Genomic DNA, 23,041 nt, shown 5'->3' with positions numbered 1-23,041 from the left:
ATGACATCATGCGCCGAAAAAACAGGTAGGACGAAATGACGGTTCATTTCGTTCTAGTCAGTCAGGCCGTAAAGGCGCGCGCGGAACGCCACCTTGTCCTTCAAATATGTAGTTTTCAGAACGTCCACAACATGTGAGCGCCAGGCGTCGCTGAAGCCGTCATAGTCCTTGTAGAAACCAGGCTTGTTGAAGACGTAGCGCGAAACGAAATCCTGCGGCACGAAGTCCGAGATCAGCTGGTTGGTCAGCCAGGCATCGGGATGGTCGGGCTTGGCGCGCACCACCAGAAAGCGCTGGCGCGGCGGCACATCCTCGATCTTGAGATGGCCGAGCTGGGCGATCTCGCGCTTGGCGGCATTGAGGAAAGGAAAATTACCATCCCTGGCGATCAGGTCGGCATGGCCGTGGATCCAGGTCTGCAGCCAGACCTTGTCGACGTCGGTCAAATTGCGGTTTGGCTCCGCGTCGCGGATCAAAGCGCGCACCACCATCTCGGCGCGATGCTCGAGATAGCCGGACGATTCGACCCAGGAAGCGCGGGGCAGTTCGATGCGGCCGGTCGAGGCCAGGAACTTGAAAACCTTGTCGGCATCGTTGATCGACAAATAGCTCACCTGCCAGGGCCGCGAGCGGCGGAAGCCGGGCACGGTCGGGTCGCTGATCACGGTCGTCATGTCGGGGTCGACGAAGACATAGAGGCCGCCGAAATGGCTGGTCCAGTAGGCGTTGTGGCGAAAGATCACCTGGTCGGGCACCAGAGCGTTCTCGCGGATGTCGCCGCAGACTTTCGCCAGGTCCACCATGCGTTGCAGCATGGCGTTGTCGCGCCAGGCGTTGGGCTCCTGCTTCAGCCGGTCGACCAGCTTGCCGAGTTCGGCGGCCTTGCCCAGCACATCCTCCGCCGACAGGACCTTGAACTCGACCTGGCTGATCGACAGCAGGTCCTCGATGTCGTTGACCAGGGGAACGGAATCCTCGATCTCGCCGTAGATGACGTCCTTGATGGTCAGCGCATCGATGGCGCGCTGGTTCTTGGACATGAACTCGAACATCAGCTGCGAGGTGTTGGAAAAGGCCGTGTGCACCACCGGCAAATCGATCTGCGACGGCGTCAGGATGATGAAGCGCCGATTGACCTCATTGGGATCGAGATAGTCGTAGTCGCCGCATTCCTCGGCCACTTCGGGCGAGAAGCCGGTGCGGTCGATCTGGAAGCTCTTCAGCTTGGTGGGTTTGAGGCCGAAGGCGGCAAGTGCCTTGTTGTAACGCTGGATGAGGTGCGGCTCGTCGATGGCGAGCAGCCGGCCGTAGATGAGTTCGTTGTCGCGGAGGAGATCGAGCTTTTTGGCGGTCATTTTTCCTTCTCCCCGTTCACGGGGAGAAGGTGCCCGAAGGGCGGATGAGGGGCGGCGCCGACGCTCATTGTTCTTGCTCCAACGCCGCGGCCGGCAGAAATTTCGCATCGAAATACGGACCGATCGGCAGCTGACGAATAAACTTGTAGCCGTTCAATCGTCGCCCACGCAGTTCGTGCCATAATTTTTCCTCGGCATCGTTCTCGACCTTTCGAAGCTCCCGGGCTCTCGCCACCTTCGGCTCATTTCTTCCACGCATGGCGCTGCCCCTCATCCGCCCTTCGGGCACCTTCTCCCCGTAAACGGGGAGAAGGAAAAGATCACCACGAACCCTTCTTCTTCATCTCCTCCATCTCGCGCGCCGCGCGTTCGCGTAGGCGCGCGTCGCGCAGCAGCTTCTCCACCGCCGCGTCGTCGGACTTGTCGGAATAGCGGAACTCGGAATCGGCGTAGCGGTTGATCTCCTGCATGACCATGTCCATGGAGAACGGACCGCGCAGTTCCTCGATCATGGCTTTCTTCTCGTCATAGCCCTTGTGCATGAAGGCTTCCGGCTTCTCGAACCAGTCGTCGGGAAGCTCGATGTCCATGGCGCGCATCTTGATGGCGTCGGTGACGTTCTTGATGGCGCGGCCGGTGAAGCGCGGCTCGGCGTCCTTGATCAGGTGCAGGTAGGTGCCGATGTCGGCCATCGATTTCGGCGCGCCATTTTCCTTCATGTAGCGCTCATAGACCTTCATCAGCCCGTCTTCCTGCGGCTTTTCATGCTCCTCGTAAGCCTCGGTCACTGCGCGCTGGATTTCCTGCGCGGCATAGAGCTCGTGCTTGCCGAGTGGGATCTCGTGGTTCTTGCCGGCGAGCAGCACGAAGATGTCGATATAGTCGTCGCGGGTCTGCGGTCCGTCGACCAGCCAGCGGGCGCCGGCGCGCTGGCGCAGCGCGTCGTCGACATTTTCGGGATAGTTGGAGAACATGCCGAAAGAGCAGTTGCCGCGCACGACAGTGGCGGCACCGGCAAAGGCGTCCATCAAGACGCCGGTGATTTCCTGCTGGCCGGCCGAGGCGCGGTCGTCGGAACGTCTGGCGGCCACCTGATCGATGTCGTCGATGGTGCCGAAGCCGATGACGCGGGGATTGAGCACATTGTTGATGAACTGGCGGCAGTTCTGGCCCGACTTGCCCTGGTAAGACGAGATCTGGTCGACGCCGAAATTCTCATAAGCAAAGGGATAGGAGGCGACCTGGCAATAGCCATTGACGAGACCGGCGATCATCTGGATCAAAGTCGTCTTGCCGGTGCCCGGCGCGCCGTCGCCGATGAAGGTGAACAGGAAGCCGCCAAGCTCGACGAACGGATTCAGCTCGCGCTCGAAATCATAGGCCATCAGCATCTTGGCCAATTTGACCGACTGGTATTTGGCGATGTGGTTGCCGACAACCTCTTCCGGCTTCTTGAAGGTCATTACCAGCGGCTTGGAGCGCTTGCCGGGCGCGACATCGAAACCGTCGAGGGTGAAATCGTCGACGTCGATGCGGATATGGGCGTTCTCGAACGGGCCAATGCCGTCGAAGCGGCCCTTGCGCGCCAGCAGTCCGTCAATGGCGACGCGGGCAAAGGCGCGCGCCCGCGTCATCAGGTCGGTATCGTCTCTGGAACCGGCAATCGCCTTGTCGAGGCCAGCCACGATCGACTTCACCGCGTCCTGCGGGGTCTCGAACAGGAGATCCGGTTCGGGGATGTCATTCGGCGCCTCGCCGTCGCTGTCGATCAGCTGGAAGAGATAGGAGGCAAAACTAAAGGCAGAAATGTAAGCCGAAGCTGACAGAAGCTTCTTGAAGGTCCCTGCTTCGTCGCCTTCGAGAGGGGCGCGGGCATTCTTGGCCTGCAGGCTCTCAAGATCCGAGCCCTCGGCAAAGACATCCGATATCGCCAGCGCGATCGCCAGGCCGCGCCGGGCGCGGTAGAGCAGCGTGTGCTGCGGTATGGTCATCAGCTGGTCGTCGGGATGAATGGCGGCGACGGTCTTTGACAGTTCGACCTCGCGCGTGCGGCGCACCGAACCGACCGAAACCGTCGAGACGAAGCGGCGGTTGGTGCCGGCAAGCGCGGTGCCGGATTCGCGCGCCGGATCCTCCAGCACGACGATGCGGGTGATGAAGCTCTGCGCGATCGTGCGGTGTTTTTCGATTGCCGCTTCCGAAATCGTGGTCAGCCCGGTGTCCATGAGGGATGCTCCGCGGTTGAAATCAGACGTCGCTGATCACCTGTCCGTTGGACAGGATGTGGACCTTGTAGCCGGAAAAGATTTTTTGCGCTTCGCCGGCGGCGTAGAGCGCCTGATAGGCCTCGTGCGGGATCAGCGCATGGTTCTCGTAGCTCGAAACACCCTGGCGCGCCGCTTCGAGGTCGTCGGTGTTGATGTAGAACTCCTGCGTCGTCTTCTCGCTGGAGAACAGGCCTTTGCGCCCAGGCTTCTCGCTCTTGGAAAAGACTTCCTGGATGGTCCAGGTGAGCAGCCAGGCGTTTTCCGGCTTGCGCACCTTGGCAAGCACTTCGGTCACCGTCGAATTGTTGTCGGTGATGCCGGCCGAGTAGAAGGGGCCGAGCACCACACGCCGCAGCTGCTTGGGATGCAGCGGCTCGAAATCCTTGTCGAGATTGACCGCGATCGTCGCCGGTGACAGCGTATAGGCCGAATTCTTCTCGGTGAAGTCGTCGAAGCGGTGGGCAAGCTCGGGATTGAGCAGGCCGTCCACGGGCAATGGAATGTCGACGCGCTCGTCCAGCTTGCCGGTGCTGCTGTCGACCAGCTGCCGCACCATGCTTTCGGACGAATCCTCTAATGTCACCATGTAGACCAGCGGCAGGTTGGCGCTGCCATCGAAGCATGCCCAATGGACGAGATAATACGGCCGCATGGTCTTCGGATTGACCGAGACATTTGCCGTCTGCGCCAGCGTGAAGGGCCCAAAGGTCGTCTCGCTCTTGACGTCCTCGAGATAGAGCCTTTCGGCCATCGACCTCTGCAGCGCCTCGGGGAATTCCTTGTGGCGCAGGATGAAGTCGGCCATCTCCTCGCGCAATTCGCCGGCCTGCGGGATGTTGGCCAGCCGGGCGTCGGCCTGCTGGCGGTCGTTTTCCAGCTCGAGCAGGTTCTGGAAGACGGGATAGCCGCTGTCGGCGCGCGAGATGCGGAACGTGTCCATGAAGCCGAGCCGGTTGCGCCAGCAGGCAAAGGACTTGTCCAGCCGGGCAATGTATTCGGCGACGATCTTGGCGACGATGCCATGCCGGTAGAGCGGCGAGCGGTCGTCGCGCATGAACACTTCCAGGCCGCTCAGCGCCGCCGTGATGGCGGAGAAATAGCGCGCCGCCGCGTCGTTCTCGGGTGTCATGAGGCTGCCGTTGCGATGAAGGCCACCGCGCCGCTTACGATTGCACGTAATTGGCGGAATTGTGCTTCCTCATCACCTCGTCGAAGCGCCGCGCGAAGGCGTCGTCGGCAAGCTTCTTGCGACGCTGGATGTCGCCTGAGGCTACCATGTTCTTCTCATGCATTTCGAGCAGGTCGCCGATGTGTTTCTGCGAGGCGGCGCCGATGCCGGCCATTGTCTCCTCGGCGGTGGTGTCGACCTGGCTGCCCAGCGTGTTGATCTTGTGGGCGACGTCCTGTTGGGCGGCGGTCTTCAGCGAGTCTTCGAGCGCCTTGTACAGCACGATGCGCTGCTCGGTATCGATGGTCAGCTTGTTGATCAGCGTCGACTGCGCAGCGATCTGGTTGTTGAGCGAATCGACGAAGGTCTGGAACATCGAGGTGTAACGCTCCAGCGTCTGGCTTTCGGCAAGCAACTCCTGCTCCTTGGCCTGCTTCTCATTGTATTCCGTCGCCATCTTGGAACGCTCGCCCTCAAGCTCGGTGCGCTCCTTCTGGGTGGTCGAAGCGGCGATCTTGTTCTCGATGTCGAGCAGCATCGGGTTGAGCTCCTCGATGCGTTTTTGCACCGCCTCGAGATTGGCCATGGTCACCTTGCGGCGCTCGATTACCTGGCCCAGGCTGGCCTCCGAGGTCTTGTAGCGCTGGTCGAGGACCTCTTTCTGCGCCTTGAGGATGCCGACGATGGTGTCGGATTTGGCCAGAAGCTCTTGCAGATTGCCAGCCAGCGACATGTTGCGCACACGGTCCGTGCGCATGCGCTGCTTGCGCTGCGCCGAAAAGATGCCGACGAAATTCTCCCAACCGGAATAGTTCTTCATGCTCTCGAACTCGGCGCCGAAGACGTTGGTGGCGTCCTCAAGGCCGATAATCAGGTCGGCGATGTTGCCTTCCATGACCTTCTGCTGCTTGAGGACGTCCTCGATGCGGGCGTTCTCGATGTCGAAATTGGCGTCGCCGATCTTCTTGTCGGCGGTGGCGAGCGTGTCGAGCACGGTGCCGGACTGCTCGATCTTGGTGCGCATGTCCTGCACGACCTGCTTGGTCTTGGCAATTTCGGCATCGAAATTCTGCAATGTCGCCATTGGGCCCTCCCGCTTCGGCATCCGTTTCCGTGTCGTGGCGGCGAATATATGTGGGGCTTCAAGCGATTGAAAGAAGGAAGACAAGAGTGGGCGCCAAAACAAAAGGATTGGCCGAACTCTTGAAAGCCAAGGCAAGCATGCGCATGGCGCGAGTAACGCGTGTTGCCGTTGGGCGGCATTGGAAAATGTGTCTTAAGCCATTGTTTTTGTGATGCCCGATGCTTGCCGCTCAGGGCTTCGGATCGGCCTTTAGATAGGCAATGACATTGGCGATGTCGTCGTCATTGGTCAGGCCGGCGAAGGCCATCTTGTTGCCGGGAACCTTCTGCCTGGGCGCCTTGAGATAGTCGGCGAGGTTCGCTTCGTCCCAGACGAGGCCGGCAGCGCCCGCATCCTTCATCGCCTGCGAATAATGGCCGGCGAAACTGTCCGCCGAACCGGCCTTGCGTCCGACGACACCCATCAGATGCGGGCCGACCTTGTCACGATCGGTCGCGGCCTCGTGGCAGGCGATGCAGCGGTTGAAGACCTTCTTGCCGAGCGCCGCATTGCCATCGGCATGGGCGGCAAGACCGCCGGCGAGGAGGAAGATGGCAGCGGACGAAATGGCTCGAAGCATGGCTGACCCCTGGGAGTTCTGGCTGGAACGAGATGGCGCAAAATAGGAGCGACGCCTTAACAAACGCTCCTCTTGTCTCGCGCGGACAATGACCCAGCAGATCGCCGCCATGCAAGTCAGGCTTGCTGTGCCAGATCGCGGCGCAGGAAATCATGCAGTCGGTCGACCGCCGGCGTGGTCGACAACGGGTTGCGCAGGATGCCGATCTCAAGGTCCGGCAATGCCGGAAGGCCCTCATTGGCGCCGATGACACGCAGCGCCGACGGCACGCTTCGCTGCGCCAGGCCAGCCACCGCGAGCCCAGCCTGAACGACCGCGACCAGGCCAAGCAACGAGGCGCTGGAATAGGTGCAACGATAGGACCGGTCGGCATCGCCAAGCGCCTGCAGGACATTCATCCGCGCCGCGCAGCCGGGCTCGAACAGGGCGACAGGCAAGGGATCGGTCTGCCAGGCGATATGGTTGGGCGAGGCCACCCAGACGAAACGTTCCAGCCGGATCACATCGAGCGGCTGGTCCGGCAGGCGGGTGACGATCGCCAGATCCAGCCTGCCTTCCGCAAGGGTTTTCACCAGCGCGGTCGATTGCTCGCAGACCAGCTCGACGGTCACAAGCGGATGATCCTCGGCAAAGCGCGACAGGACGGGCGGCAGCAGGAAAGCGGCGTAGTCGTCCGGCACGCCAAGGCGCGCGCTGCCGGTTTCCTTTGGCCGGGTGACGCTTGCCCACGCTTCGTCGGACAATTTCAGCAGTCGGCGCGCGTAGATGAGGAAGTCCTCGCCGACCGCATTGGGGGTGACCGTCCTCGGCCCGCGCACCAGAAGCTGGTTGCCGACCATATCCTCCAGCCTCTGCATCTGCATGCTGACCGCCGACTGGCTGCGGCCGACGCGAGGCGCGGCATTGGACAGGCTGCCGGTCTCGACGACGGCGACGAAGGTTTTCAGCAGATTGAGATCGAGCGGTGCGGCCATGGTGCTATCAGCATATCGAATAGATCCTGACAAATCTATTCGCTTGATTGAAATCACTTCAAGTGGCCAGATGGATTTCACCCGTTGGAGCGCCTCGCAATGAGGGACATATCGACCGCCCGTTTTCCCGCCGCGAGCCTCGCGCTGGCGATGGTGATCGCCGGCACAGTTGGCGCCTTCGTGACGGAATCGGGACAACATCCCATCACCGTCGTCTTCTGGCGATGCGTGTTCGGTTCGCTGTTCCTGGCCGCATGGTGCCTGCTGCGCGGCTATCTGCCGGATCGGACGCTGTCGCCCAGCCGGCTGGCGCTTGCGGCACTTGGCGGCGTCTGCATGGTGCTGAGCTGGACGGCCTTCTTCGCCGGCTTCGCCATGACATCGATCGCGACGACGACAATCGTCTATCATGTGCAGCCGTTCTTCGTGGTGCTGATCGGCGTTGTCTTCCTCAAGGAGCGCATCTCGCTCGACCAGACGCTGTGGATGCTCGGCGCGTTCCTTGGCGTCGTCCTGGCCAGCGGCCTCGTGGTCACGCATGGCCATGCCGATGCCAAGTGGGCGCTTGGCATCGCGCTGACGCTTGGCGCCGCCCTGCTCTATGCGGTGGCGACGATCCTGGCCAAGGGCCTTGGACAGCAGCGCGCGGAGATCACGGTACTCTGCCAGACGCTGGTCGGCGTCGTGATGCTCGCTCCGTTCGCCGACATCGGCCATCCTATGCCGTCGGCATCGTGGGGCTGGCTCGCCGGGATCGGCGTCCTGCACACGGGCATCGCCTATGTGCTGATGAATTCGGCCTTTCCGCGCCTGACGACGCCGGTGATCGGCGTCATCACCTTCATCTATCCGGTCGTCGCCATCATCATCGACTGGGCTTTGTACGCGCATCCGCTCGGGCCGGCGCAGGCCGCCGGCATGGTGCTGATTGCCCTGGCGACGCTGGGCGTGCGGCTTGGCTGGCGGTTTCCGATGCGGCGTGTCCCGGCCACCGGAACCTGCCTCAGCCGTTGACGAAGCCGATGAAGTCGTCGGGCGTGGCGCGGCCCATTTCCTCTTCCCAGTGCCTGCGGCAGAGCGAGACATAGACGTCCTTGCCGATCGCCACCTGGTCGCCCTGTTTCGCCACCTTGCCATCGGGGCCGAGGCGCACGACCATGGTCGCCTTGCGGCCGCAGCGGCAGATGGTGCGCACCTCGCGCAGGTCGTCGGCGATCGCCAGCAGCGCGCGCGAGCCGGGAAAGAGGTTGCCCTGGAAATCGGTGCGCAGGCCATAACACATGACCGGAATGCCCAGACGGTCGGCGATGCGGGCGAGCTGCCAGACCTGTTCTTCCTCGAGAAACTGCGCCTCGTCGACGAAGATGCAGTGCACCGCGGCATGTTCGTGATGCTCGGCAACCCTGGCGAAGAGATCGTCGCCGTCGCGGAACATCTCGGCCTCGGCCTCAAGGCCGATGCGCGACGAGATCAGCCCATTGTCGCCCTTGCGATAGTGGCCGGCGACGAACAGCATCGTCGACATGCCGCGTTCGCGATAATTATAGGACGCCTGCAGCAGCATGGTCGTCTTGCCGGCATTCATTGTCGCATAGTGGAAGTAAAGCTTGGCCATGGCGCTCTTTTAAGCCGACTTGCCGCCGCGCGGGGAGGGGGCGCTCGATCCGTCCACCAAAAACTCCATGTCGTTCAAAAACCTGTCATGTCGCGTAATGGCCAGTGCGCGCCGTTCATCGTGATGTTGCGCCGCTTGAAACAACATCAAAATGGTGTTTGGCTGACGAAACAAGGCGGGCGCAAGAACCGTGACTTCGCTTTGCCGTAAAATTGCAATGGGAGAAAGTTCATGTCGCGTATGAAATCTATCGTCGTCGGCCTCGGCCTGGCGGCGCTGCTGTCCACGACCGCCGCTTATGCCGGCGATCCGGCAAGCTGCAAGGCGGTGCGTCTCTCCGATGTCGGCTGGACCGACATTCAGGCGACGACCGGCGTCGCCTCCGTCCTGCTCACCGCGCTCGGTTATGAGCCGCAGACGATCCAGCTGTCGGTTCCGGTGACCATGGCGTCGCTCAAGAACAAGGACCTTGATGTCTTCCTCGGCAACTGGATGCCGTCGATGACCAATGACATCAAGGATTACACCGCCGACGGTTCGGTCGAGACGATCAGCACCAACCTGACCGGCGCGGGCTATGGCATCGTCGTGCCGACCTATGTCGCCGAGGCCGGCGTCAGGTCGCTGACCGATATCGGCAAGTTCAAGGACAAGTTCGGCGGCAAGATCTACGGCATCGAAGCCGGCAATGACGGCAACCGCATCATCCTCGACATGATCAAGAACCCGAAGGACAATCTCGATGGGTTCGAGCTCGTCGAATCCTCGGAAGCCGGCATGCTGACGCAGGCCGAACAGTCGATGAAGAACAATGAGTGGATCGCCTTTCTCGGCTGGACGCCGCATCCGGTGATGGGCGCCATGAAGATCACCTATCTCGACGGCATGGGCGACAGCGGCTTCGGCGCCGCCACTGTCTATACCAATGTGCGCAAGGGCTACACCACCGAATGCCCGAATGCCGGCAAGTTCATCGCCAATTTGAAGTTCAATCTGGACATGGAAGGCCAGATGATGGACGCGATCCTGAAGGGCGGCGACGCCAACACGGTGGCGAAAGACTGGCTGAAGAAGAACCCTGACGCGGTCAAGCCGTGGATCGCGGGCGTTACCACCTTCGACGGCGGCGATGCCGCGGCGGCGATCAAGACCGCGCTTGGAAGCTGAGCCGACTGTGATTTCGGCTTGACCGAAAAAAAGGGCAGCCATTCTGGAAAAGGCTGCCCTTTTTCATATCGTGTGACAAGATGACGTCGCGCGAGCCGAGAGCGGGACGGCTCATGGACGAAGAGGGGTAAGATGGATCCGATTTCGCAATTCATGGTCGATCACAAGATCCCGATAGGTGCCTGGGGAAAGGCGTTCTTCGGCTTCCTGACCGATAATTTCGACACCATCTTCCGGGCCTTCTCCAATGGCCTCAATTTCATCCTCAACGGGCTGGTCGATCTGCTGCTGATGGTGCCGCCGGTGCTGCTGGCGCTGATCATCGCCATCATCGCCTGGCTGTTGCAGCGCTCGCGGCCGCTTGCGATCGGCGTCTTCCTCGGCCTGATCTTCATCATCAACCAGAACCTCTGGAAACAGACGGTGCAGACGCTGGTGCTGGTCGTCGCGGCCGCCGCCATGGCCATGGCCATCGGGGTGCCGCTCGGCATCTGGGCCGCGCATAAGCCGAAGGTCTACCGCGTCATGCTGCCGGTGCTCGATTTGATGCAGACATTGCCGACCTTCGTCTACCTGATCCCGGTGTTGACGCTGTTCGGTCTCGGCAATGCGCCCGGCCTCATCGTCACCATCATCTTTGTCATTCCGACAGCGGTCAGGCTCACCCATCTCGGCGTCGTCTCGGTGCCGAAGTCGATCATCGAGGCCGGCGAAGCGTTCGGCGCCACCAAGAGCCAGCTGTTGTGGAAAGTCGAACTGCCCTCGGCGCTGCCGACCATCATGGCGGGCCTGACACAGTCGATCATGCTGTCGCTGTCGATGGTGGTGTTCGCGGCCCTGATCGGCGCCGGCGGTCTCGGCACCGAAATAAACCGCGCGCTCGGCTCGCGCCGCATCGATCTCGGCCTTGAGGCGGGCCTGGCGATCGTCGTGCTCGCCATCGTGCTCGACCGGATGACGCGCATCGGCGTTGGAGGCAAGAAATGACCGTCGCCGTCGACTTCAAGAACGTAGACATCGTCTTCGGCGCCGATCAGGCCGGCTCGCTGGCGATGATCGACAAGGGCGCCACCCGCGCCGAGATCCTCGAAAAGACCGGCAATGTGCTGGGCTGCGCCGGGGCAAGTCTTACCGTGCACGAAGGCGAGATCTCGGTGCTGATGGGCCTGTCCGGCTCCGGCAAGTCGACGCTGCTGAGGGCCGTCAACCGGCTCAACGTGGTGTCGCGCGGCCAAGTGCTGGTCAAGGACGGTGACAAAACTGTCGACGTGGTCACTTGCGACGAGCCGACCTTGCGGCGGTTGCGGCAGAAGCAGGTGGCGATGGTGTTCCAGCAGTTCGGGCTGCTGCCATGGCGCACGGTGGAGGAGAATGTCGGTCTCGGCCTTGAACTGGCCGGCGTGCCGGATGCCGAGCGCAAGGAGCGCGTGCATCGCCAGCTCAAGCTGGTCAATCTAGACCAATGGTCGAAGAAATATGCGCATGAACTGTCCGGCGGCATGCAGCAGCGCGTCGGCCTGGCGCGGGCCTTTGCCACCGAAGCGCCGATCCTGTTGATGGACGAGCCGTTCTCGGCGCTCGATCCGCTGATCCGCACCAAGCTGCAGGACGAACTCCTGCAGTTGCAGGCGGAACTGAAGAAGACCATCATCTTCGTCAGCCACGATCTCGAGGAGGCGCTGAAGATCGGTACCCACATCACCATCATGGAGGGCGGGCGCATCGTCCAGACCGGGGCGCCGGAAGACATCGTGCTCAAGCCCGCCAACGACTACGTCCGCGACTTCATCGCCAATGTGAATCCGCTGTCGGTGCTGACGGCGTGGAACGTGATGCGCGATCGCCGCGACCTCGAAGAAGGCAAGGACGGCTGGGTGTGGCTCGACCGGCGCAAGACGACGCGCTTCAAGATCGACGAGCATGGACTGGTGGCGGCTGCCGAGCGCGACGGCAATCCGGCGGTGTGGGTGTCCTGTGCCGACGTCGAGGGACAACCGGAAGAGACGGCGCAAGTGTTCTGGGCGACGCCCGGCACGTCGCTGAAGACGGTGATGCTGGCCATGCACCGCTCGCAGACAGCGCCGGTGGCGCTGTTCGACGACCAGTCACGCTTCGTTGGAGCGATCGGGATCCGAGACGTGCTAAGCGCGGTTCTCAGGCGATAGAGCTTGCGCCTTTAGAACAACCGAGGGGTTGCCCGGCTAGCGGGCATCCCGTGGTTGTTTTAGACTTGCCTTGCAGTCGGCCATGGCGGCTGGCGCAAGGAGCCTGCGAATGATCTTCCGTCAGCTCTTCGATTCCGTTTCGGGTACCTATTCCTATTTGCTTGCCAGCCGCCGTGGTGGCGAGGCGCTGATCATCGATCCGGTGCTGGAGAAGGTCGAGCGCTACCTGCAGCTGGTCAACGAGCTCGACCTCAGGCTGGTCAAGGCTGTGGACACGCATCTTCACGCCGACCATATCACCGGCCTCGGCGCGCTGCGCGACAAGACGCATTGCGTGACCGTGATGGGCGAGCAGACCAAGGCCGACGTGGTGTCGATGCGACTTGCCGACGGCGACAAGCTCGCCATCGAGGGGCTGGCGCTCGACGTCATCTACACGCCTGGCCATACCGACGATTCCTACAGCTTCATCCTGCCCGACCGGGTCTTTACCGGCGATACGCTGCTGATCCGCGGTACCGGCCGCACCGACTTCCAGAACGGCGATCCGCGCCAGCAATATGAATCGATCTTCGGCCGCCTGCTCAGGTTGGCCGACGAGACGCTGATTTTCCCGGCCCATGATTACAAGGGCGAGACCGTGTCGACGATCGGCGAGGAAAAGGCCTTCAATCCGCGCCTGCAGGTCAAGTCGGTCGACGAGTATGTCGACATCATGAACAATCTGAAGCTGTCCAACCCCAAGATGATGGATGTCGCCGTGCCGGCCAACATGAAGGTCGGGCTGCATCAGGAAGACATCGCTTCACGCGGCTGGGCGGTGAGCGCCGAACAGGCGCTGGCGCTGGTCGGCCGGCCGGATGTCGCGCTGATCGACCTGCGCGAACAGTCCGAACGCGAGCGCCACGGCGTCATCCCCGGTGCGATCCATCTGCCCTACGGGCGGCTGCAGGAAAACATCGTCGCCGGCGGCATGCTGCACGAACTGGCGAAATCGACAGCCAAACGGATCCTGTTCTATTGCGCCTTTGGCGAGCGTTCGGCGATGGCCGTGCAGGCGGCGCAAGACGTCGGCATTGCGAGCGCCCGCCACATCCAGGGCGGCATCGATGCGTGGCGCAAGGCCAGCGGTCCGCTGATGCATTGAGCCAATACACTGATCTGAGGCGGGTTCAGTGCAGTCCAATCCGCTTCGCGCCGTTGCGGAACAGCGCTTCGGCATCCCGGTCGAAGCGAAAAGTGGCGATGAAATCGTTGGCGCCATAGCCCGGCAACGTCTTGCGGATCGCGGCGGCAAAGTTGCGCGCTTCGTTCTGCCGTCCGGCCAGCGCAAGGCAATGCGCGGCAATCGCCAGGATGATGACATGGGCGTTGGGCCTGGCCGCTGCCTTAAGCGCCCATTCGGCGGCTTCGGCATATTCGCCGAGCCGGGCATGCGCCATGGCCCGCGCGCCCATCATGCCGAACAGCAGCGGATCGAAGGGGCTGAGATGGCGCGAGTGGTCCGACGAGCCGATCGCCGATTGCGGATCGCCCGACTGCGAATGGACGAAGGACAGCGCGTAATGGCCGAGCGCGAAGTTGGGACTGAGGTCGACGGCGCTTGCCAGTTCCAGCAGTGAGCCGTCCTGCTCGCCGCGCAGCCACAAGGCGCGGCCCATCGCCCAGTGGGCGGCGGGATTGCGGTCGTCGACCAGGAGACTGTGGCCGGCGCTTTCGAAAGCAAGCGCGGTTTCGCGATCGCGGTCGCCCCAACGCTGGAAGGCGCTCTGCCAATGCGTGAAGGAAAGGCCGGCATAGGCGCGGGCGAAGGTCGGATCGAGCTTCAGCGCCTCGCTGAAGAAATGCTGCGCCTGCTCGTTTTCCTCGCGGGTGAAGCGATACATGTGCCAGAGGCCGCGATGATAGGCTTCCCAGGCGTTGAGCGAGTTGGGCGCCTTCAGCAGCGCGTGGTTGCGCTCGACTGTCGCGATCTCTGCGGCGATCGAGGAGACAATGCTGTTGCCGATATCGTCGAGTACGGCGAAGACGTCGTCGGGCTTGCGTTCGAAGGTCTCGCCCCAGACGATCCTTGCGGTGCGCACCTCGACCAACTCGACAGAGACCACGATGCGGCCCGGCAGATTGCGCACCGAACCCGTCGCCACATAGTCGACATTCAACCTGCGTCCGGCGTCCTCGGGCGCGATGTTCTTTTCAGAGAGTGCAAAGACAGAGCCTCGGGCGATGACGAAGAAATCGCGCAGCTTGGCCAGACGCGTGATGATGTCGTGGGTAAGGCCGTCGGCGAGCCCGCCATGAACGGGACCTGCCTCCTCGGCAAACGGCATCACCGCCAGCGAAGCGCGGCGCGTGGCGGCTGGTTCGGAATCAACGGCAACGATCGGCGGTCGCAGGGCCAGAAAAGTTGGTTCGATTCGGGCGCTTGGCGCCACACCGAAGTTGCGAGCCCGGATTTCTTGCCATGCATCGCGTAAAGGAGTGAAATCCAGTTCCTCGGCATTGAACAGCTCCGCCGCGGCGGAGAGATGTTCCTCTGCCGCCCCGATCTGGCCCCGTCGCGCGAGGTTCTCCAGCAGCGCCACATGCGCGCGACCGTCGAATGGCGCGAGTTCCAGCCACTTGTCGAGATGGGCGCTTGCGCCGTCAGCTTCCTGCGAGGAAAGACCGACGATGTGCTCTAGAACGGCGACCTGACACGAACTGAAACGGCGGCGTTGCGCAGTCAGCCAGTTGCCGAAAAGCGGGCTGCGGTCGAGTTCGAGACCGTCCAGGAAATCGCCGGCAAAAAGCGCCGCGAGTTCAGACAGCCGCTCGAGGCTTAATGTGTCTATGCCTTCGGCTGCGGCCGAGACGGCATCCAGCGCGTCGACATGGACACCGTCGAGGCAAAGCGACACCGTGTCGCCCTCGGTCTCGACGCGGCGCTGGTCGGGCTCGTCGAGTGCCGATCGCAGTTTGCTCAGGCACCAGCGCAGCTCGCCGCGCGGATCGTTGGGGACATCCCAGAAAAGTTCGCAAAGCCGGCTGCGGCTGACAGGGTGTGGCGCCAGCGCCAGATAGGCGAGCAGCGCGCGCAGCTTGCGCGAGGCGGGCAGCACGACGGCAACGCCGTCGCGCGCGATCGCGAGTGGTCCAAGCAGCCGAATGGATAAGCCGGCCGACTCACCTTTCAGGGCCGATCGAACGGATTCCATGTCCGTTTCCACGCTCGTTCCCACGCTGACCAGTCGTTCCATCTTCTATCACCAAACACGACAGGGCGCATCCGGCAGCCAAAAAAGTGGCCGGATGCGGCCGTTGCCGAATTGCCGGCAAGTCACAAGCAACTAGCGCGGCAAGGTGTCGAGACCACGCCGCCGAAGCCGCCGGCCTGTAACCGGCGTGTGAGCACATTGAGGAGCAAATCATGTTGAATCACTTGAAAATCAGAACCACTGCCGGCCGCGGCCGGCTGTTCGACAGCATTCTCGATACGGTCGGCGATACGCCGGTGATCCGCATCAACAATCTCGGCCCGGCGCATGCGACGATCTATGTGAAGGCCGAGTTCTTCAATCCGGCGGCCTCGGTGAAGGACCGGCTGGCGCTGAACATCATCGAGGAAGGCGAACGCAGCGGGAAGCTGAAGCCGGGCCAGACCGTGGTCGAGGCGACCAGCGGCAATACCGGCATCGGGCTTGCCATGGTCTGCGCGCAAAAGGGCTATCCTCTGGTGGTCACGATGGCCGACAGCTTCTCCATCGAGCGCCGCAAGCTGATGCGCATGCTGGGCGCCAAAGTGGTGCTGACACCGCGCGCCCAAAAAGGTTTCGGCATGTACAAGAAGGCGGTCGAGCTTGCCGAGGCAAATGGCTGGTTCCTGGCGCGTCAATTCGAGACGGAAGCCAATGCCGCCATCCACGAAGCGACGACGGGCCGCGAAATCATCAATGATTTCACCGGTTCCAGGCTCGATTATTTCGTTACCGGCTACGGCACCGGCGGCACCGTTGCGGGTGTCGGGCGCGTGCTGCGGCATGAACGACCTGAGGTCAAGATCGTGCTTGCCGAGCCCGCGAACGCGCAGCTCCTCGGCAGCGGCAAACCGCAGGAGCGCGGAGCCGGCGGCGCGCCGGCCGCCAGCCATCCTGCCTTCGAGCCGCATCCGATCCAGGGCTGGACGCCGGACTTCATCCCCAATGTGCTGCAGGAGGCGATCGACAAGCACTACTATGACGAAGTGGTGCCGATCGCCGGTCCTGAAGGCATCAAATGGGCCAAGGCGCTGGCGCAGCAGGAAGGTATCTTCACCGGCATCTCCGGTGGTGCCAGCTTCGCGGTGGCCCGCCAGATCGCAGGTACCGCGCCGGCCGGCTCGGTGATCCTGTGCATGCTGCCCGACACCGGCGAACGCTACATGTCGACGCCGCTCTTCGACGGCATCGAGGCCGACATGGATGCCGAGGAGACGGCGCTGTCGCGCTCGACGCCGGGCTGCCAGTTCGACGCCTGAGGAAAAGACCGCGACGTCGCCCCGGTATGGCGGCGTCGCTTTGGCGTGTGTCGGCCGCCGGCTGACAGGAGGGACCGATGGATAGCTTTCATGACACGACCGGAGTGGACGAAACGCTCGATCCGGGAGACTGGGCCGACATACAGGCATTGTCGCACCGGATCGTCGATGATGCCGTCGGCTATCTGCGCGATGTTCGCTACCGCCCGGTCTGGCGCGACATGCCGGCCGACGTGCGTGCGTTTTTCAAGTCAACCTTGCCGCATCGACCGACGCCGCCGGCGGAGGTCTATGGCGAGGTCGCGCGCAACGTCATGCCTTATCCGATGGGCAACATCCATCCGCGCTTCTGGTCCTGGTATATGGGGTCCAGCAACTTCACCGGCGCGCTCGGCGATTTCCTGGCGGCGGTCCAGGGCTCCAACCTCGGCGGCGGCAACCACGCCGCCGGGCTGATGGACAGCCAGGTGGTCAACTGGATGAAGGAGATGCTGGGCTTCCCGGCCTCGGCCAGCGGCACCCTGGTCAGCGGCGGCTCGATGGCCAACATCATCGGGCTGACCGTGGCGCGCAACGCCAAGGCCGGGGTCGATGTCAGGGAGAGGGGCGTCGGCGCCATGCCGAAACCGCTCCGGTTTTATGGCTCGGAGCAGATCCATTCCTGCCACCGCAAGGCCATGGAGGCGCTCGGCCTCGGCAACAGGGCGCTGCGGCGTATCCCGACCGACGCCGCCTTGCGCATCGATATCGACGCGCTCAAGGCAGCCATTGCCGAGGATCGTGAAGCGGGTTTTAAGCCGGCCTGTCTTATCGGCTCCGCCGGCACCGTCAACACCGGCGCGATCGACGATCTTGCGGCGCTTGCGGCATTGGCGGCCGAACAAGACATGTGGTTCCACGTCGATGGCTGCATCGGCGCGCTGATCGCCATCGCGCCTGAGAACAAGCGGCTCGTCGCCGGCATCGAGCAGGCGGATTCGATCGCACTCGATCCGCACAAATGGCTGCATGCGCCATTCGAAGCGGGCTGCGCGCTGGTGCGCGATGCGGCCGCCCACCGCAACACCTTCGCTGTTACACCCGAATATCTGGAATCGGCGCCGCGCGGCCTCGCCTCCGGCGAATGGCTGCATGACTACGGCCTGCAGACATCGCGCGGCTTCCGCGCATTAAAAATCTGGATGGCGCTGAAAGAGCATGGCGTCGAAAAATTCGGCCGGCTGATCGACCAGAATATCGCCCAGGCCCGCTATCTCACCGGCCTGATCGAGGCGGAGCCGGCGCTCGAGTTGATGGCGCCGACCACGATCAACATCGTCAGCTTCCGCCACCGGCTGAAAGGCGCATCCGAGGAACAGCTCAAGGCGTTCAACACCGAAATCATGCTCAGGCTGCAGGAAGAGGGCATCGCCGCCCTGTCCGATACAACTGTTCGAGGGCAGCATTGCCTCAGGGTGGCGATTGCCAATCACCGCACCCGCCGTGAAGACCTGGATCTTCTGATCCGCGAAATGCTTCGGCTGGGGCGACAAGCAACGGCCTGAGCCGTGCTACCGTTCGTCGGCTTGCGTGCCGGGCAAGGTCAAGCCAGGCCGGTAGAGCACGATCGGCCTTATTTCGTAGACGGCGGTGGGATTGACGCGCTTGAGGTCACGCGCAGCCGCTATCGCTTCGGCCCGGCTGGCGCAATCGAGGACGTAAAGCCCCAGTAACTGTTCCTTGGTCTCGGCGAAAGGACCGTCGATCACCCTGCCATCGCCCGGACCACGCAGCGTCACGGCATCAGCCGTGGCGCCAAGCCTTGCCGCCGGCCCAAGCTTGCCTTCCTGGGTCAGTCTGAGATTGACCTCGAGCAGGTCTTTCATCAGCGCCGCGTCCTCGTCGGGCGACCAGGACTGCACAGTGTCTTCGACGTGATAGGCAAGGACGGCGTAAAACATGGCTGCGGGTTCCTTTTGCGGGAAGGGCGGCACTATTCCAAGGATGGTGCGACCAATCCAGTGGCGCTGCCGACAAGCGCAGCGGCTCCTGACTCAAGCTGCCACAGGCAGGCGCAGCTCGGTCAGCAGGCCGCCGCCGGGATAGTTGGAAAGCCGGATCTCGCCGCCGGCGCCGCGCGCGATGTTGCGGGCGATGGTCAAGCCGAGGCCGAGGCCGCCGGTGGCGCGATTGCGCGATTCTTCCAGGCGGACGAAGGAACCGAACACGGTATCGAGCTTTGCCTGCGGAATGCCTGGACCTTCGTCGCGAATCGACAGCGTGATGGTATCGCCGGATCGCCTGACGCCGAGATGCGCCTTCTTGCCGTAGGCGACAGCATTCTGGATCAGGTTGGTGAGGCAGCGGCGCAGCGCCACCGGCCGCGCCACGCAGATCAGGCCACGAGACGGTGTTGTATCGTCTTCGAAAGATGCGTCCTCGAACATGTCGGCGACCGATTCCACCAGCGACCAGAAATCGATCCGCTCGGCCTTTTCCTCGGTGACCTCGAATTTGGCGAAGTCGATGACCGAGCTTGCGATGCTTTCGATGTCGGCGAGATCGTGCGCCAGCGCCGCGCGCGCCTCCGATCTGCGCAGCAATTCGAGGCGCAGCCGCATGCGGGTGAGCGGCGTGCGCAGATCATGCGCGAGCGCCGCCGCCAGATGCTCGCGGTCCTCGACATAGTCACGCAGCCGCATCTGCATGGCATTGATCGCCTTAGCCGCGGCGCGGATCTCGCGGCTGCCGGTCTCCGCGATCGGCGGGCTTTTCAGGTCATTGCCGATGCGCGTGACGGCGGTTTCCATCATCCGGTAAGGCGCGGTCAGCCGGCGCAGCGACCAGATCGACATCACCACAACCAGTCCGGCGATCAGCGAATAGAGCGGCAGGCTGTCAAGGCTCAGGATTGGCCCCGGCGGCGTAATCGGCTCGGTGAAATTCAGCCACTGTCCGTCGGCAAAACGCAGCGATGCGGTCAGCTTGTCGCTCTGCGCGAAATCGGCGGCCAGCACTAAGAGGTCGCGCTCGACCTGGCCGACATCCTTGTTGGCGGTATCGCCTTCAGGGACATCCGACTCCTGCGTCGCGGGATCGCGGCGCACGCGTGCATCGGTGATGCCGAATTTCGACAGGCGACCGACCAGGATATCCTCGAGCTCGGCAAGCTCATCGTCGGTAGCGATCGAAGAGGTGACGGCCGGGGTATCCGAAACCGTCAGCGCATAGGTCGCGTTGAACAATCCCGACGCGGTCGCCTTGCGGTCCTCGGGCGTGGCGTCATGCATCAGCTGCACCAGCGAAAAAGCGCGGTCGTTCAGCCGGTAGAGATCGACAATACCAGTGGCGGCAGCACGGTCGCGCGCGACGATATAAAGCGTTGCGACCTGGCTGATCATCAGACCGGCTATGACGATCAGCAGAACCCAGACGGGCAGGGTCTGCGGCAGGAAACGTCTCATTCGGACGTCGTTTCCGGCAGGAACTGATAGCCGCCGCTGCGCACGGTGAGGATCAGTTGCGGCGTTTTCGGGTCGTCCTCCATCTTGCGGCGCAGGCGGCTGACCAGAATGTCGATGCTGCGGTCGAAGCTGTAGCCGGTGTCGCCGCCGGAGAGCTCGATCAACTGCTCGCGGGTCAGCACACGCTGCGCGCTCTTGACGAAAGTCTGCAACAGGTTGAACTCGGCCATCGTCAGCTCCACCCGCACGTCGTCGGGCGCCGTCAGGCGGCGGCGGGCGCAATCCATCGTCCAGCCGGCGAAACGGTAGATCTGCTTGGCGACGGGCCGGCGCGGCTCGGCAGTGCCGTTGCGCCGCAGCACGGCGCGGATACGGGCCAGCAATTCGCGCGGGTCGAAGGGCTTCGGCACATAGTCGTCGGCGCCCATTTCGAGACCGACGACGCGGTCCGTCGTTTCGGTGACCGCGGTCAGCATGATGATCGGCGTCGTGTAGTTGGCGCGGATCTCGCGGCAGAGCTCCAGGCCGCTTTTGCCGGGCAGCATGACGTCGAGGATGATCAGGTCGACCGGCGTGCGGCGCAGGATCTGTTCCATCTCGGTGCCATCGCCGGCGACCGTGGTGTGCAGACCGCGCTTCTGAAAAAACTCCTGCAGCAGGTCGCGTATGCCCTTGTCGTCGTCGACGATCAGTATGTGCGCATCGGATTTCACTCAGAAACCTACCATTCTGTTAGCCGGGCATCCCCCTGGCCGATCACCAACACGATAGAATTCAGGCCACATCTTGGCCAGTGGCCACGATTGCCGACCCGCCGGAGTCCCCAGAAACAATCCAGAAACAAAATTCTACAGTCGGGAAAAACTGGTGAAAAATTTCAAGGGCATAACCGGTGCCGTGGCGGTCAGATGATGGCTGCGACGCAAGTTTCCGGAGTAACGGATAAGACCAATGCAGAGGTTCTGGATCAGCGTGATGGGTGCCTTGCTCAGCATGTCGCTCATCACAGCAGCAGCCGGCACCTCGACCCCCGCAAAGGTCGCGACCCCCGCAAAGGTCGCGGTCACGGCAAAGGTCGCCCCACTAACCCGGACCGAGCGCTGCACCAATCTCAGCCGTCAAGTCGACGAAGCCCTCGAAACCCATGCCGCGGCAACGCAGGTCACCGCGGCGAAAGCACTGCAAAGAAAGGGCAACCGGTTCTGTGCCGCCAAGAAACAGGCGCAGGGTATACGGATGCTCGCTAACGCTTTGAAGCTGCTTGGAGTGACACCGATCGATCCCGTTCAGTAGCGCTCTCACAGACCCGCACCAAAAAGGAAATGAAGCCATGAAGAAGTCCATCCTCTCCGCCACCGGTCTTGCCGTTGCTCTCGCTTTCGCGATGCCGGCTCTCGGCAACGCCGCCACCACGACGACCGCTGCTCCGGCTGCTTCGACCACCACCACGACCGCTCCGGCTGCCGACGCTACCGCCAAGCCGGCGAAGAAAGTCGTCAAGAAGGCCCCCAAGAAGCACAAGAAGGCCACGAAGAAGGTCGCCAAGAAGACCGACAAGAAGGACGCTCCGAAGACCTGATCTCGGGCTTCGGCAATCTGATCTTGCAAAGCCGTTCCGGCCGTTTTCGGCCGGGGCGGCTGATTGGCGGCGGGAGCCGACCCGGCAGCTTCAGCCCGCGCCGCCTCCGACCCTTTAACCCGATCGCAATGCCGGTGCTGTAGGACAATCCGCATGAAGAAGCGGTTTTCGTCCCTGATGCGTTCGCTGACACTCTGCGGCCTGATCGCCACCGCGGCGGCACGCGCGTTGATCATCTTCACGGCCAGCCCCGTACCGGATCCCGCCAGCGGCCGGACCGAGCCCGAGCTCTTCGCGCCATTGATCACCTCAAGCTTCGACTACATCACACCGGCGCAATCCTGGATCCTGATCGTGCTGACCGGCGCGACCGTGATCGGTTTTGTCGGCTGGATATTCTTCGCCTTTGTCGAGCGCGGCTCCGACATGGATGACGGCGCCGGCTCCGGGCGATCCGGCACAGCGATGCGCCGCACCGGCCGTTGAACGGCAGGCGACGCTCCCCACATAAGGTTTACCGCCCCAAATCCGCCAACCACCATGCGGGCAATTGGACGCGTGTGCCCTTGCGTGACAAACTGGGCGTGAGCCGATTTTTCGAGCGCAATTTTGACGTGAACGCCGTATCCGTGGATTCCGATGCCCGAAACAGTTATCAAACCTCGCACCAAGACACAGCCGAAGACCGAGCGGCCGAAGCTCTACAAAGTCATCCTCGTCAATGACGATTTCACGCCGCGCGAATTCGTGGTGACGGTGCTCAAAGGCGAATTCAAGCTCAGCGAAGACCAGGCGAACCGCGTCATGATCACCGCGCATACCCGCGGTGTCTGCGTGGTCGCGGTGTTCACAAGGGATATCGCCGAGACCAAGGCGACGCGGGCGACCGACGCCGGCAAGGCCAAGGGCTATCCGCTGCTGTTCACGACCGAGCCGGAAGAGTAGGGATGTTTTCCCTTCTCCCCTTGCGGGAGAAGGTGGCTCGGCGCGGAGCGCCGAGACGGATGAGGGGTGTTCCAGCTTGGCGCCAAGTTACCCCTCACCCGGATTGCCAGCCAATTTGTGAAGGACAAATCGGGGCAATCCGACCTCTCCCACAAGGGGAGAGGC

General features: G+C 62.7%; 22 protein-coding genes and 1 pseudogene. 11 read left to right on the top strand and 12 right to left on the bottom strand.

The annotated features are described in order from the left end of the window. Nucleotides 1-53: 53 nt before the first annotated feature. The 7 genes and pseudogenes from AB6802_RS06165 to AB6802_RS06135 all read right to left on the bottom strand — a co-directional run bounded on the left by AB6802_RS06165 (nucleotide 54) and on the right by AB6802_RS06135 (nucleotide 7,467). On the bottom strand, nucleotides 54-1,355 hold the full coding sequence (locus AB6802_RS06165; RefSeq protein ID WP_371009126.1) for a DUF6638 family protein: 1,302 nt from the start codon (nucleotides 1,353-1,355) through the stop codon (nucleotides 54-56). Between the two features lie 109 nt (nucleotides 1,356-1,464). Beyond that, nucleotides 1,465-1,614: pseudogene (locus tag AB6802_RS06160) on the bottom strand (DUF559 domain-containing protein); the annotation flags it as partial. A 61-nt stretch (nucleotides 1,615-1,675) separates the two neighbouring features. Beyond that, entirely contained in the window at nucleotides 1,676-3,580 is a 1,905-nt protein-coding gene (locus AB6802_RS06155; protein ID WP_371009125.1) for an ATP-binding protein, read from the bottom strand. 22 nt (nucleotides 3,581-3,602) lie between these two features. Then, nucleotides 3,603-4,751, bottom strand: coding sequence for a hypothetical protein (locus AB6802_RS06150; protein WP_371009124.1), 1,149 nt, complete (start codon nucleotides 4,749-4,751; stop codon nucleotides 3,603-3,605). A 34-nt stretch (nucleotides 4,752-4,785) separates the two neighbouring features. Continuing rightward, entirely contained in the window at nucleotides 4,786-5,874 is a 1,089-nt protein-coding gene (locus AB6802_RS06145) for a hypothetical protein (protein WP_371009123.1), read from the bottom strand. Nucleotides 5,875-6,103: 229 nt separating this feature from the next. After that, complete coding sequence (locus AB6802_RS06140) at nucleotides 6,104-6,493, bottom strand: cytochrome c family protein (RefSeq protein ID WP_371009122.1); 390 nt, start codon at nucleotides 6,491-6,493, stop codon at nucleotides 6,104-6,106. Nucleotides 6,494-6,609: 116 nt separating this feature from the next. After that, nucleotides 6,610-7,467 carry a LysR substrate-binding domain-containing protein gene (locus AB6802_RS06135; protein WP_371009121.1) on the bottom strand — a complete coding sequence of 286 codons (858 nt, stop codon included), beginning with the start codon at nucleotides 7,465-7,467 and terminating at the stop codon, nucleotides 6,610-6,612. Between the two features lie 99 nt (nucleotides 7,468-7,566). On the opposite strand from AB6802_RS06135, the gene AB6802_RS06130 reads away from it, so the two are divergent. Beyond that, nucleotides 7,567-8,481 carry a DMT family transporter gene (locus tag AB6802_RS06130; RefSeq protein ID WP_371009120.1) on the top strand — a complete coding sequence of 305 codons (915 nt, stop codon included), beginning with the start codon at nucleotides 7,567-7,569 and terminating at the stop codon, nucleotides 8,479-8,481. Here AB6802_RS06130 and AB6802_RS06125 read toward each other — a convergent pair. Continuing rightward, a complete protein-coding gene (locus AB6802_RS06125) occupies nucleotides 8,471-9,082 on the bottom strand; it encodes a thymidine kinase (protein ID WP_371009119.1) in 612 nt (203 codons plus the stop codon). The two genes, AB6802_RS06130 and AB6802_RS06125, sit on opposite strands and share 11 nt — an antisense overlap. Before the next feature lie 231 nt (nucleotides 9,083-9,313). Between AB6802_RS06125 and AB6802_RS06120 the strand changes: the two genes are divergently transcribed. The 4 genes from AB6802_RS06120 to AB6802_RS06105 all read left to right on the top strand — a co-directional run bounded on the left by AB6802_RS06120 (nucleotide 9,314) and on the right by AB6802_RS06105 (nucleotide 13,561). After that, the gene (locus AB6802_RS06120; protein ID WP_371009118.1) at nucleotides 9,314-10,249 is read left to right on the top strand and encodes a choline ABC transporter substrate-binding protein; all 936 of its coding nucleotides are present in this window, start codon (nucleotides 9,314-9,316) and stop codon (nucleotides 10,247-10,249) included. Nucleotides 10,250-10,381: 132 nt separating this feature from the next. Beyond that, complete coding sequence (gene choW / locus AB6802_RS06115) at nucleotides 10,382-11,236, top strand: choline ABC transporter permease subunit (protein ID WP_371009117.1); 855 nt, start codon at nucleotides 10,382-10,384, stop codon at nucleotides 11,234-11,236. Further along, nucleotides 11,233-12,414 (top strand): choline ABC transporter ATP-binding protein, encoded by a 1,182-nt coding sequence (gene choV / locus AB6802_RS06110; RefSeq protein WP_371009116.1) that lies wholly within the window; start codon nucleotides 11,233-11,235, stop codon nucleotides 12,412-12,414. The genes choW and choV overlap by 4 nt, the downstream gene beginning before the upstream one ends. Nucleotides 12,415-12,523: 109 nt before the next feature. Continuing rightward, nucleotides 12,524-13,561: a rhodanese-like domain-containing protein gene (locus AB6802_RS06105; RefSeq protein WP_371009115.1), complete on the top strand. Its 1,038-nt coding sequence runs from the start codon at nucleotides 12,524-12,526 to the stop codon at nucleotides 13,559-13,561. A gap of 25 nt (nucleotides 13,562-13,586) precedes the next feature. Here AB6802_RS06105 and AB6802_RS06100 read toward each other — a convergent pair whose 3' ends face one another. Next, the gene (locus AB6802_RS06100; protein WP_371009114.1) at nucleotides 13,587-15,611 is read right to left on the bottom strand and encodes a BTAD domain-containing putative transcriptional regulator; all 2,025 of its coding nucleotides are present in this window, start codon (nucleotides 15,609-15,611) and stop codon (nucleotides 13,587-13,589) included. 212 nt (nucleotides 15,612-15,823) lie between these two features. Between AB6802_RS06100 and AB6802_RS06095 the strand changes: the two genes are divergently transcribed. Both AB6802_RS06095 and AB6802_RS06090 read left to right on the top strand, forming a co-directional pair. After that, a complete protein-coding gene (locus AB6802_RS06095; RefSeq protein WP_371009113.1) occupies nucleotides 15,824-16,909 on the top strand; it encodes a PLP-dependent cysteine synthase family protein in 1,086 nt (361 codons plus the stop codon). A 77-nt stretch (nucleotides 16,910-16,986) separates the two neighbouring features. Next, nucleotides 16,987-18,453 (top strand): aspartate aminotransferase family protein, encoded by a 1,467-nt coding sequence (locus AB6802_RS06090; RefSeq protein ID WP_371009112.1) that lies wholly within the window; start codon nucleotides 16,987-16,989, stop codon nucleotides 18,451-18,453. 6 nt (nucleotides 18,454-18,459) lie between these two features. Here AB6802_RS06090 and AB6802_RS06085 read toward each other — a convergent pair whose 3' ends face one another. The 3 genes from AB6802_RS06085 to AB6802_RS06075 form a co-directional block, all read right to left on the bottom strand. Continuing rightward, nucleotides 18,460-18,849 carry a YciI family protein gene (locus AB6802_RS06085; protein ID WP_371009111.1) on the bottom strand — a complete coding sequence of 130 codons (390 nt, stop codon included), beginning with the start codon at nucleotides 18,847-18,849 and terminating at the stop codon, nucleotides 18,460-18,462. Nucleotides 18,850-18,942: 93 nt separating this feature from the next. After that, complete coding sequence (locus AB6802_RS06080) at nucleotides 18,943-20,352, bottom strand: ATP-binding protein (protein WP_371009110.1); 1,410 nt, start codon at nucleotides 20,350-20,352, stop codon at nucleotides 18,943-18,945. Further along, nucleotides 20,349-21,065, bottom strand: a complete 717-nt coding sequence (locus AB6802_RS06075; protein ID WP_371009109.1) for a response regulator — start codon at nucleotides 21,063-21,065, stop codon at nucleotides 20,349-20,351. Before AB6802_RS06075 ends, AB6802_RS06080 begins: the two co-directional genes overlap by 4 nt. A gap of 238 nt (nucleotides 21,066-21,303) precedes the next feature. Here AB6802_RS06075 and AB6802_RS06070 point away from each other — a divergent pair, with 238 nt between their 5' ends. The 4 genes from AB6802_RS06070 to clpS all read left to right on the top strand — a co-directional run bounded on the left by AB6802_RS06070 (nucleotide 21,304) and on the right by clpS (nucleotide 22,876). Then, a complete protein-coding gene (locus tag AB6802_RS06070; RefSeq protein WP_371009108.1) occupies nucleotides 21,304-21,645 on the top strand; it encodes a hypothetical protein in 342 nt (113 codons plus the stop codon). A gap of 37 nt (nucleotides 21,646-21,682) precedes the next feature. Then, complete coding sequence (locus tag AB6802_RS06065; RefSeq protein ID WP_371009107.1) at nucleotides 21,683-21,931, top strand: hypothetical protein; 249 nt, start codon at nucleotides 21,683-21,685, stop codon at nucleotides 21,929-21,931. A 153-nt stretch (nucleotides 21,932-22,084) separates the two neighbouring features. Then, entirely contained in the window at nucleotides 22,085-22,417 is a 333-nt protein-coding gene (locus AB6802_RS06060) for a hypothetical protein (protein WP_371009106.1), read from the top strand. A gap of 153 nt (nucleotides 22,418-22,570) precedes the next feature. Next, a complete protein-coding gene (gene clpS, locus AB6802_RS06055; protein WP_371009105.1) occupies nucleotides 22,571-22,876 on the top strand; it encodes an ATP-dependent Clp protease adapter ClpS in 306 nt (101 codons plus the stop codon). Nucleotides 22,877-23,041: the final 165 nt, after the last annotated feature.

Source organism: Mesorhizobium sp. RCC_202, assembly GCF_041355295.1.
In the GTDB taxonomy this organism is placed as follows: Bacteria; Pseudomonadota; Alphaproteobacteria; order Rhizobiales; family Rhizobiaceae; genus Mesorhizobium.
This window is presented reverse-complemented; position numbering and strand designations above follow the sequence as displayed.